Below are 12,576 nucleotides of genomic sequence, written 5' to 3'. Positions count from 1 at the left end.
AGCATCAAGAATAAAAGATTAATTGTCTTAAAAACAAATGCACCTTATGAATGAGAAAAATTCTTTAGCAGAATAGTTTTCAAATGGGAAAAAAGAATGGCAAGCAATGTGAACCTAACAGGTTTAGCGCATGATTTAAAACAACGTGCAGAAAAGCATCCCCCCATCCGTATTGGACTGATTGGTTGTGGTGAAATGGGCACAGATTTATTATCAAGTATCGCGCATATGGATGGTATAACAGTCGCTGCAGTAGCCACTAGGACGCCGTCACGTATTTTTGATGCCGCTACAATAGCCTATGGCGAGGATGGACATGCCTGTGAAGTTGAAAATACTTATGCTCTCACGCAAAGCATTGAAAAAAATTTGATTGCAGCAACAGATGATATTAACCTTGTTTTACGTCATGAACAAATTGATATTATCGTTGATGCAACAGGCTATCCCGAAGCAGGAGCAGAAATTGGTATCAAAGCGCTTGAAAATAACAAACATCTTGTCATGATGAATGTTGAAGCAGATGTTACAATTGGCGCTTATCTCAAACATGAAGCAGAGAAACGAGGGCTCATTTATACACTTGGTGCCGGAGATGAACCAACTTCTTGTATGGAACTCATAGAATTTGTTTCAGCCCTTGGACATAAGGTTGTTGCAGCAGGTAAAGGAAAAAATAATCCTCTGCGCTTTGATGCTACACCTGATGCTTACGAAGAAGAAGCATTCCGGCGTAATATGAATGTGCGCATGTTGGTTGAATTTATTGATGGTTCCAAAACGATGGTTGAAATGGCAGCAATTGCCAATGCCACTGGACTTCTCCCCGATTGCCCAGGAATGCATGGACCACAAGCGGCGCTGCAAGATCTAAACAAAGTGCTTATCCCAAAACAAGATGGAGGCATTTTGCAGCGATATGGTATTGTAGATTATTCAACAGGCCAAGGTGTTTCTCCAGGTGTCTTTGTCATTGCAGAAATAGCGCACCCACGTTTACGCGAACGTATGGAAGATTTAAAAATTGGTCAGGGGCCTTATTTCACCTTTCACCGTCCCTATCATTTAACAGCAATGGAAGTTCCCCTCACCTGCGCACGCGTTATGCTTTATGGCAAAAAAGATATGGCTCCTTTTAGCCATCCCGTAGTAGAAGTCTGTGCTGTTGCTAAAAAAGATTTATATCCAGGTGATCAGCTAGACTTTATCGGTCTTTATACTTATCGCGCTTGGATAATGAACATCGCAGAAGCACGCGCTCACCACGCCATTCCTTGTGGTCTTTTAGAAAAAGCAACAGTAACAGCTGAAATTAAAAAAAACGAACTCATTACACTACATAATACTGCTATTCGTGAAGATCAATGGATTGCACGTCTTCGTGCTAAACAAGACCTTTTACTTCATTGCCCTTCTTCCGCTAAGCTATAAACACTCCTTAATTACCTCACTTAACAGTATCTTTGCCTCACACAACAGAACAACCCAGAATGCACTTGTATCGCAAACACAAGCGTTTGTGTTTTAATAAAGGCATTTTTTAACGATGCATATCACCACTTCCCTCTCACAATATGGCGCGTAAATGCTACAATATAAACCACCCCATGATATGGCATAAGATTCATTGTGTATCACTATCTTTACTCTATAAAAATACAAACCGGCATCATCATTTATTTGGTCAATATTACGACAGCCCTTGGACCTTAGAGATGATTCATAAGAATAATTTTTACTCTTTTTTTTTAATAATTTTATCCATACACGAACGCAACTTGTGATACGTAAAAATACTTTTGATGGATTTAACATAAACAAATTTGAAATAATAATTTATCATTTTTCTTATTGCATAAGAGCTATGAATACAGGGATCTTTTTATTTTGTTCTCTTATAAAAAATCAAAAAATTTAAAAAGGATAAAATATGCCTTTGATGAATAATCTTCATATGAGAGAAGATAGACAATATTAAAAAGCTGATAAAGATAATGAGTATACTAACCTTATTACTAGAGAATAAACATAAACTGTAAAAAATCAGGTTACTCTATTTTGTAAAAAAACATAAATGTAGGATCTTGAACTTTAATAATGTTAATAAAACTATATTTAGTATTAAGAATAGTAATTTTTTATCCAATACAGTATAAATAATTTCAAATATTTATTTTTCAAAATCATGAGGCGAACAAAAAGATCATAGACTTTGTCGATGATCTTTTTACTAAAGTGTAGTGAATATTCCCCAAAGAGATATAACAGCACCTAATACATCCCCAACACATAAAGAAGCAAGAAGTGATAAAATACCTATTCCCCCCCAACAGGCTGCACCTGAAAAGGCAGCAGTTTTTTCAGCTTTCCCCAAAGCAATGCCATCTTGTTCCTCAACGCCTTGAATAACAGCTCTATCCACAGCTTTAATAGCTACATCTTTTTCTAGTGTAGAAATAGTAACTGCCATTCTCTCTTGAAATTGATTTTTTACAAAACTTGCATTTCCCTCTATAGTTTGTACAAAAAAGAGAATAAATAGTGTAAAAGTAAATGAACATACACGATTTTTAAATATTTTAAACATAGCTTTCTTTGCTCCTCTTTTCTTCACTGAAAAAATGAAAGAATATTCACATATATAAAAACCAAAAATTATATTTAATCATTTATATAATTGCACATAATAAAATATTATATGTAATTATATTATATAACACATTGTGTATTACATGTAAAGACATAAAACAGCAAATGATAAAAATAATTTATTCATTTTACACTATAATAACTAATATCTTAACAGTAAGATATTGTCATTGTTATTTATCTACTTCAAAATAATAAAAATTTGTCAAATTGCTTATTATAATAAAGATTAAAAAAATAAATTCATTTGAAAATTTATATAATAGAACTTTTATAAATAATTTAAAATGTAATTAAATTTTAAAGAACTATAACATTAAAAACCGCCATTATAATGATAATTATCATATATTATTTTCAATAAATATACAAATGAAATAGTAATTAATGGATTTTTATTATATCGCTCATCAATAAACTTGAAAATAAAATTGATAGCGAATAAAAAACTCGATATAAAACAAATATATCATAATAAATAAACATTAAAATATTGTATTATTTTTCTATAAAACAGTTATAAAATGTAAAAAGAAATTAAGATATCTATTTTCAAATAGAAAAGACGTTAATAAAATAATTCTCAACTTTTACTGATATATAAAGAAAAATAGCGCATAGCATCTTCAAAAGGTAATTCAGCCCCTTTATCTCATACAGCATAAAAACTCAAAATATTGACATTCAAACCTAACAAAACAAACGCATAAAATAAGTAAATCTATCAGATTTACAAAAACATTATAAGCAACAATAGAGCACCAACAAACTACCTAAAATTAAATAAAAAGAGATTCATAAAAAATGAGATGATCCCCAAAATACTGAAAAACAATTTTCTTTCTTAATTTTCATAAAGTTTATTCCATATTTTTCTTCAATATTGTAGAGCACAGCCCTATTTATATTTACTCTGTATTAATAAAAAAATTCTCTTTGAAATAAATTTTTGGCAATATTCACATAACTGTCTGCAATTTGTACAAAATAAATAATTGATCAAATGCTTGAAAGAAAAATGATATTAAATGATAAATTTACCAACCGATCATTTTAACAGCAGAATACTCATCTATAATAATAATTTATTGTTTTGCATGTTGAATGAGAGAGCTGACTATTATAGGATTCTCTTAATTTTAACGCTGTTTATATTGAATTAATCAATATTCTTCGCTTTCAAAGCACAAAAGAAAACGATGTGTGTGTGTAAACACACTTGAAGAAAGGAAAATATCACTTATGAGATATTTTAAATATCAAGCGCGGTTAACACAGTATTGAAAACTGGAAAAGTGAATGGTGGAGCCCCTTTTTAATTTAAAAATGTAAAGATAGTGAAGTGCAATAGATTTTATATTATGAGGATTTACCATTATACCATTCACGAACAGTATCACAAAATAGGCTTGGATACCTTGAGAAAGGTTTCTTTAAAACAAGCGTATCAATGTGCAACACAATAGCGTTCTGTTTATCATGTATCCAACGGTATTTCTTCTTGAATCATCTTATAAACTCATCGAGCTCTCTGAGATTCAAGTTCATCTTACGTGAATTTTTCCCTTTATATTCATTTTTTCTCATGAACACTAAAGTCTGTTAAGACACTATCCAAAGTAAAATCAATCAAAAAAAATTCTATTCTTTTGTACTATACAGATACTTGAATTAAGAATTTAGAACTCCTGATTGCAACCAAAGTCTGTACTATTGCAACAATAGAAATAGTTTTGTTATCCTCGCTCCATAGTAAAAAGAAGAATATACAACTTACAGAAAAAATTGCGCTTTCAATAAACAATGAAAAAATTATTTTTCATTACATGATGTGAAGTATTTAACCTGTATGAATATTTACTTATTAAAAATGAGAATATGCATCAGAAAATCTTACCAAAGATAGCTATCTTTAGAAAGCTCGCCTCATATTACAAAAAATTTGAGTTGGCTTTGCTCAATAAAATCTTCACTATTGTTTGACAAAGCTCTCATTTTTATAGCATCCATATGTGATGTAAAAAGACGCCTATTTGCGTTTCTCTTATAGATAGATTAAATAGTGACAGCACTTTTGATCATTTTTTCTGTGTTAACTTCTCTTTTGGGCAATAATTTATGGTATCTGACACGCCTTTTCTCGCTCTTTTACCTTTGGGCGCACACGAATATCACGGAGAGCACCTTCCCTTCGAAACCGACTGGATCATTGCTGAAGCTTTTGCAAAAGCCCTCACTTTACAAACAAAAGAGCAATTTCATATCGCACTTTTACCGGTTGAAAAGATTGGCTATTCTATAGAACATATGGATGTTACAGGCACACAAACCCTTACCTTTTCTGATGCTATTGAGCGATGGATAAGCATTGGTGAAAACTGCTATCGCAAAGGAATAAAGCGTTTTCTTCTTCTCAATGCCCATGGAGGCAATTCACCCTTAATGAGCATTGTTATCACCGAATTACGGAGGCGTTTTTCAATGCTTGCGGTAGCAACAAGTTGGAGTCGTTTTGGCCTACCGCAAGGTTTAATGGCACCGTCTCAACAGCATCTTGATATCCATGGAGGATTTATCGAAACCTCTCTCATGCTCTATTTAGCACCCGAAAAAGTGCATATGGAGAAAGCAGAAAATTTTTATAATAAGCAAGCTGATATGATTGCCAACTATCAGTATTTACGCGCTTATGGTCCTCATGCCTTTGGGTGGACAATGCGAGATCTAAATACGCAAGGTGCAGCAGGAAACGCAAGCAAAGCAACACCGCAAGCCGGTGAAGCAATTTTCTCTCATGTTCTTTGTGGGCTTCGTGGTTTACTTGATGATATCAATCGATTTAAAATAAACACATGGCAATAAAGAACAATAAAAGGTCTCTCCATGGAAACAACACACCCCAAAAAACTTCCCGTTACGGTTCTCACAGGCTATCTTGGTGCAGGAAAAACTACCCTTCTCAACCGCATTCTCAGTGAAAATCATGGCAAACGTTATGCCGTCATTGTCAATGAATTTGGTGAAATTGGTATTGATAATGACCTGATCATTGAATCAGATGAAGAAATTTATGAAATGAATAATGGCTGTGTTTGCTGCACTGTGCGTGGTGATCTTATTCGCATTCTGGAAAGTCTGATGCAACGTTCTCATCGATTTGATGCGATCATTATAGAAACGACAGGACTTGCAGATCCCGTTCCCGTAGCACAGACCTTTTTCATGGATGATACGGTCCATGAAAAAACAGCTCTCGACAGTGTTATCGCGGTCGTTGATGCAAAGCATTTGCCCTCTCAACTGAAAAAAAGTCGTGAAGTTGAAGAACAAATTGCTTTCTCTGATATTGTTCTCTTAAATAAAATTGATCTTGTCAGCGAAGAAGAACGTGCACACGCGCAATCGCTCATTCTTGCAATTAATCCCAGAGCCATAATTTACGCAACAGAGCGCGCTAACATCCCTCTTGATAAACTCCTCGATCGAGGTTCCTTTGATCTCCAACGCACTTTAGATAATGATCCCCATTTTCTTGACCATCAGCACGCAGACCATGTCTGTGGTCCCGATTGTAATCATGATCATGTACATCACCACAAATCCACCATTCATGATATTACAATAACCTCTGTAAGTTTAAAAACAGGTGCCCTTCAACCAGAAAAATTTTTCCCATGGATTCAACAGATCACGCAACAACAAGGTCCTGATATTTTGCGTTTAAAAGGCATTATCGCATTTCAAGGAGACGATGATCGTTATGTCATTCAAGGCATACACATGATCCTTGAAGGACAGCACCAACGTCCATGGCGTGAAGATGAAAAACGTGAAAGTCGACTTGTTTTTATTGGCCGTACCCTTGATGCCGAAAAACTGAAAACCGGTTTTGAAAATTGTGCATAAGCGAGTAAAAATGCCAAGCATTACCAATTACAATTTACAAAATTATTGTCTTTCCTGCGGTTTTATTGATAATAAACCAGCTTTTGTCTCGGTCGAAGGTTTCATTGTTTTTTTAAACCCAATCCCACAAAACATTGAAGTTCACCAAGGAATAATTTCTAGCCATTTTTCCCATGATAACACAGCTATCATTACAGGTGGAGAAGACGGAAAGGTCTGTCAAACAACAGTAGATGGTCATACAAAAGTACTGGGCAAACAGGAAGGCAAATGGATAAGCAATGTTGCATTTGGACCACGGAAAGTTTTTGCTTTTTCCTCCTCACGTTTCGCATTTGTGGATGTTGGAAAAGAAAGACAAGAGCTCACACATGAACGCAGTGTAGAAGGCCTCGCTTTTGCCCCAAAAGGTTTACGACTTGCCGTTGCCCATTACAATGGAGTTACTCTTCATTGGTTATCAACGCAAACATCTCCCACCACATTGGTCTGGAAAGGAGCACACTTTGGTGTCACCTTCTCACCAGACAACCGCTATGTCATTTCTACCATGCAAGAAAACGCCCTCCATGGCTGGCGTCTCACTGATAATCAGCATCTCCGCATGAGTGGCTACCCAAGCAAAGTCAAAAGCTGGTCTTGGAGTGCGAAGGGAAAATGGTTAGCAACATCCGGTGCATCAGCAGCCATTGTCTGGCCCTTTCATACAAAAGATGGCCCCATGGGAAAAACACCATTAGAACTGGGCACACGAGCAAATGCACTTGTCAGCACCGTTGCATGCCATCCAAGCAAAGAAATTGCAGCAATAGGCTTCAATGATGGAATGATTTTGTGTGCACATTTTCACGATGGAAAAGAAGTTCTTCTAAAAGGCTATGGAAAAAGCGCCATTTCAGCGCTCAACTGGGATCAGACAGGGCACAACCTTGCCTTTGGTAGCGAAAATGGTGAGTGTGGTATTATCAACATCTCTGTTTAAGAAAACAACAACAACCATCACAGCTAAGATAGCCGCACAATCCTCCAGAAGCAATTGCGCATAAAACCCATCTTCCTCTCTAAAAAATAAGAGAAGATTTTAATAAAGTAAAAGGCAGCATTTTCTACTGCCTTTTTATAAAAGGACATACCATACTCTGTCAAAAAAGATGGCGCAAACCAGCTGAGAAACTCGCTCCAGAAAAACCAACTTTCTTAAATTTATGCTGATAAGTTATATCTCCATAAAGAGAAAGTTTTGAAGAAAGACGCGCATTAAAACCAAGCCCCGCTTCTAAAGAAGAACCAAAATCACCTAACTGGAAATCATTTTTAAAAGAAACAAATTGCTTATCTTCAAAACTACGCAAATAAGAAAGCTTACTATAAAAAGAAATGGCACGTCCCTTTTCAGAAACATTAAGTGTCTTGCTTAAACGCCCACCAACACGCCCCACCCATTGATGAAATTTTCCTAAATCAACATCAATATTATCAACATCATGTGCCGGATTAAACTGAAGATGCTGATAAACAACCTGAATCTGCGGATCAAAAACAACACCTTTATACCCTGTTGCAAACGTTCTGCCACTTGTTAAAGAACCGCTAAACTGTTTACCCTTTAACGTCACAACCTTGCCCCGTGCTAGTGTCAAAACATCTCCCTTAAAAAGTCCATACGATAATACCCCATCGATATAAAAACCCGTATCATGCTGTAAACTTCCATAAGCAGCAACGGACCATTTATCAAATGGACTCTTTTTGCTTTGTTCAACATTTAGAGGATGGAGAGAGAGGTTTCCATAAGTTCCCGTGACCCCAAAGAATGTGCAACTCTCTGAACTCTCAATTTCTTTCAGCAAAACGCCTGCTTCCAGTGCACTATAATCAAGTTCTGCTCCATAGCCATATTCAAAAGCAGAAAGATTTGAAGCATAGTGGTAGCTTCCACCATAACCACGGATAAAAAATGCTGGATTTTCATCACTTTTCAAAGAACCTCTAGAATAGCTTCGTATTGCCTCCAATTTTTTATTTTGAGAGGCAAAATCCATCAAGCCGGCATGGAATAACGCATTTGGTAAAAGGAGATAAGTTGGCAACTGTGGGACAACCGCCCTAATTCCCATTTCGGGCTGAATATCAGGCTTAACAGGAACAGGCGAAGTGGGGACAGGATCTGTAGGTATAGGATCACTTAGATCAGAGGGCGCTGACGGAGAAGGTGTTGGTGTAATAGGCACAGAGAAAGAAGATGAAGGATCTGTAGGTACAGGATCACTTGGATCAGAGGGCGCTGACGGAGAAGGTGTTGGTGTAATAGGCACAGAGGAAGAAGATGAAGGATCTGTAGGTACAGGATCACTTGGATCAGAGGGCGCTGACGGAGAAGGTGTTGGTGTAATAGGCACAAAGGAAGAAGGTAAAGGATCTGTAGGTACAGGATCACTTGGATCAGAGGGCGCTGACGGAGAAGGTGTTGGTGTAATAGGCACAGAGAAAGAAGATGAAGGATCTGTAGGTACAGGATCACTTGGATCAGAGGGCGCTGACGGAGAAGGTGTTGGTGTAATAGGCACAAAGGAAGAAGGTAAAGGATCTGTAGGTACAGGATCACTTGGATCAGAGGGCGCTGACGGAGAAGGTGTTGGTGTAATAGGCACAGAGGAAGAAGATGAAGGATCTGTAGGTACAGGATCACTTGGATCAGAGGGCGCTGACGGAGAAGGTGTTGGTGTAATAGGCACAGAGGAAGAAGATGAAGGATCTGTAGGATCTGTAGGTATAGGACCACTTGGATCAGAGGGCGCAGACGGAGCAGGTGTTGGTGTAATAGGTGTAGGTAATGGAGTGGGAACAGGGTCTGTAGGTGTAGGATCTACCGGCGCAGAAGGTGAAGGTGGAATAGGTAAAATTGTAGAAGAATCTTGTTTAGGACTAATATAAATACCCTCGAGACGAAAATCCCAAAAGTCCCGATCTCCTGCAACTAATCTATTCATAGGATCTGCTTTTCCAAAAGAAGAACTTGGGCCATAAGCACGAAGACGATATTGATAAGGCAAACCATTTATTGCAGTATAATCGCCCATTAGTTTAAAAGAATCTTCACGCGCATATCCAGAAACTTGGATAAGTGAAATACTGTTGCTTCCTTCACCGCTTACTTCCTTTTCTGAAGTTTTGGAAAAATTTTCCATCACGAGCAGTGTAGTGCCGGAAACATCTCCATCGATCAAAATACGATCGGTTTTTTGAGAATCAAACAAACCATCATCATTCAAAAACGTACTGAGCTTAATCTGAACATTACCCTCCGCATTGTATGCCTCCTTGTATCGTTCATTCCCGATACGCAATGTTTGATAACCGCTGGATACATCCCGATTGAAAATAAATGTACTATCAGAAAGACTCACAGATGAAAGTGATGAATCTGTAAAAACAGAACCCTGCAAACCTTTATATTTGCTTTTTGTGAGATACCAAGTAGAACCACGCGTTAATTCTAATCTAGCAGTAGAAGTATCTTCAACGTGCACACCCCCTGTAAGGGAAGAAGCGCTTGCTTTAATAGATATAGAAGAGTTCTTTTCAGCTTTTAATAACAAATCACCAGAGATCTTTGTTGCTTCTGATAAATCAAGAGAAACACTAGCTCCATAACCGCCCTGCCCAGTAACATAAATAGCTGTACCATCTGGAACTGTGAAAGTTGTCTGTTTTAAACGAACAGATGCCTTTCCCATAGTGATTCTTGGCTCTTTTGAAACACCTTTTTGTCCATAATATTCGGCCACTGTGTTTGGATCTAATAGATTAAAATACAGACCATAAGCCCCCTTTCCCTGCACAGAAATATTTGAGCTCTCAATCTCAATATTTGTCTTCTTAAAAGCGTCTGATAGATCATAATTATGAATAGGCTGGCCTCTACTATTTACAAAAGCTGAAAAATTTTTAACCAAAAAGCCATGCATATCATTAAGCACAATAGAACTATTCCTCAATTGAACAGCGCCACCTTGAAATATGTCAAAAGCCTCTGGTAATTTATCGACACTTTCATTATCAACTATAGAAGTGTATTTTTTCCCTTTTCCCTCAATCGTCATGTTATCGAGAAGATATCTCCCCCCAAACTTTGTTGAAAACGCGCCAATCTCATTAAAAGTAACAGTGCTACCTGACATCCTAACAAATGCATTAAGACCACTTACAATCCCTATACCATTCGCATTCAAATTGTCTGGTTTAATCTCAACATTGACACGAACTAAAGCAACATTCGCCTCTTTCCCCGATGCATAAACAGCGTGCGAAGTTCCCTCAATCTTCCCGTCATTCATCTGAATAACTCCATTTAGAACACGAAGACCGGGGATATCCTTAAAATTTGAATCCGTTAGAATAAGCTTTCCGCCATCTTGTACGAATGCACCATATTGAGATATTTCATCTGAATTATCACCCGTAACAGTTATACGAGACGCATTAACAATTGTGCCTTGCTTTCCTACATATATAGCTGCAATAGGCGCAGCTTCCTGAGAATTTTTTAAGTAATAAACTTTATCTGCGAGAAAGTGTGTTTTTCTATCATCGCATCTATAAAATGGAGCCTCTGGATCACATAAACTTCCAGCAGCTTCAAGATGGAAAATTTGCAAAAAATAAAGAATAGCTGTTGTAAAAGTGCATAAAAATGTATGATTATAAAATACATTAACCATCATTCTTCATTACTCATATTTATCAAAGAATAACAATCATATAATATATAGTATAAACTTCATAAAATAAATATACAATAAATAATTAATTTAGTGATTAATATAATGCTTATATACTTATATATAAATTATTCTATATTTTATGGATAACTAAAAATGATATTGTAATCTACCAGAAAAGCTCATTCCAGAAAATCCTGCTTTTGTCAGTTTATGCTGATAATTTATATCTCCATGAAGTGCAAATTTCGAAGATAGTTTGGCATTAAAACCAAGCCCCGCTTCTAAAGAAGAACCAAAATCACCTAATTGGAAATCGTTTTTAAAAGAAACAAATTGCTTATCTTCAAAACTATGCAAATAAGAAAGCTTACTATAAAAAGAAATGACACGTCCCTTTTCAGAAACATTAAGTGTCTTGCTTAAACGCCCACCAACACGCCCCACCCATTGATGAAATTTTCCTAAATCAACATCAATATTATCAACATCATGTGCCGGATTAAACTGAAGATGCTGATAAACAACCTGAATCTGCGGATCAAAAATAACACCTTTATACCCTGTTGCAAACGTTCTGCCACTTGTTAAAGAACCGCTAAACTGTTTACCCTTTAACGCTACAACCTTGCCCCGTGCTAGTGTCAAAACATCTCCCTTAAAAAGTCCATACGATAATACTCCATCGATATAAAAACCCGTATTATGCTGTAAACTTCCATAGGCTCCAACAGACCATTTATCAAATGCGCTTTTTTTGCTTTGTTCAACATCCTCTGGGGTTAGAGAAAGATTTCCATAATTCCCCAAAGCCCCAAAGAATGTACGACTGTATAAACTCTCAATCTCGTTTAACAAAACACCTGCTTCGAGTGCACTATAATTCAGCTCAGCGTTATAGCCATATTCAAAAGCAGATAAATTGGAAGCATAATGATGACTACCACCATAAGCATGCAGAAAAAAGGCTGTCTTTTCATCATCCTTCCAAGAGGAATGAAAAGCATTCCGCATTGTCTCTACCGTCTTATTTTGCGTGGTCATATCCACTAAACCAGCATGAAATAAGGTATTTGGCAAAAGAAGATAAGTTGGCAATTGAGGAACAACAGCTCTAATTTGGAGATTAGACTGAACATTAAGCGACACAGGAAGATTAGACGAAGTTTCAACAGGGTCAGAAGATGTAGAAGGCTTTGGTTCAATAGGGGCAGAAGCAGGAGAAACAGAATCTGCAGATGAAGGTGATGCCGAAACAGAAGGTGTAACAGATGTCAATGATGTGGGAAGTGGATCAGGG

At 36.7% G+C, this 12,576-nt stretch carries 7 protein-coding genes; 4 read left to right on the top strand and 3 right to left on the bottom strand.

All coding sequences use genetic code 11. From position 1 onward, the window contains the following. The first annotated feature begins 96 nt into the window (after positions 1-96). Positions 97-1,431 (top strand): NAD(P)H-dependent oxidoreductase, encoded by a 1,335-nt coding sequence (locus ACFIKH_RS06915; protein WP_375626655.1) that lies wholly within the window; start codon positions 97-99, stop codon positions 1,429-1,431. A gap of 799 nt (positions 1,432-2,230) precedes the next feature. Here the strand turns inward: ACFIKH_RS06915 and ACFIKH_RS06910 are convergent. After that, positions 2,231-2,587 (bottom strand): hypothetical protein, encoded by a 357-nt coding sequence (locus tag ACFIKH_RS06910; RefSeq protein ID WP_375627322.1) that lies wholly within the window; start codon positions 2,585-2,587, stop codon positions 2,231-2,233. A gap of 2,180 nt (positions 2,588-4,767) precedes the next feature. On the opposite strand from ACFIKH_RS06910, the gene ACFIKH_RS06905 reads away from it, so the two are divergent. Genes ACFIKH_RS06905 through ACFIKH_RS06895 form a run of 3 tightly spaced genes read left to right on the top strand, consistent with a single transcriptional unit; the run spans position 4,768 to position 7,537 of the window. Further along, on the top strand, positions 4,768-5,511 hold the full coding sequence (locus tag ACFIKH_RS06905; RefSeq protein ID WP_375626651.1) for a creatininase family protein: 744 nt from the start codon (positions 4,768-4,770) through the stop codon (positions 5,509-5,511). A 21-nt stretch (positions 5,512-5,532) separates the two neighbouring features. Further along, positions 5,533-6,555, top strand: coding sequence for a CobW family GTP-binding protein (locus tag ACFIKH_RS06900; RefSeq protein WP_375627321.1), 1,023 nt, complete (start codon positions 5,533-5,535; stop codon positions 6,553-6,555). A 10-nt stretch (positions 6,556-6,565) separates the two neighbouring features. After that, complete coding sequence (locus ACFIKH_RS06895) at positions 6,566-7,537, top strand: WD40 repeat domain-containing protein (protein WP_375626647.1); 972 nt, start codon at positions 6,566-6,568, stop codon at positions 7,535-7,537. 160 nt (positions 7,538-7,697) lie between these two features. On the opposite strand, the gene ACFIKH_RS06890 is transcribed toward ACFIKH_RS06895, so the two are convergent. Both ACFIKH_RS06890 and ACFIKH_RS06885 read right to left on the bottom strand, forming a co-directional pair. Further along, a complete protein-coding gene (locus ACFIKH_RS06890) occupies positions 7,698-11,276 on the bottom strand; it encodes an autotransporter outer membrane beta-barrel domain-containing protein (RefSeq protein WP_375671288.1) in 3,579 nt (1,192 codons plus the stop codon). A gap of 150 nt (positions 11,277-11,426) precedes the next feature. After that, positions 11,427-12,576: autotransporter outer membrane beta-barrel domain-containing protein (locus tag ACFIKH_RS06885; RefSeq protein WP_375671286.1), on the bottom strand; the 1,150-nt coding region annotated here is incomplete at its 5' end.

It is taken from the genome of Bartonella sp. SD1336NMGDW (genome assembly GCF_042193565.1).
Classification (GTDB): Bacteria; Pseudomonadota; Alphaproteobacteria; order Rhizobiales; family Rhizobiaceae; genus Bartonella; species Bartonella grahamii.
The sequence above is the reverse complement of the archived record's forward strand: the minus strand, read 5'-3'. Positions and strand labels throughout refer to the sequence as shown.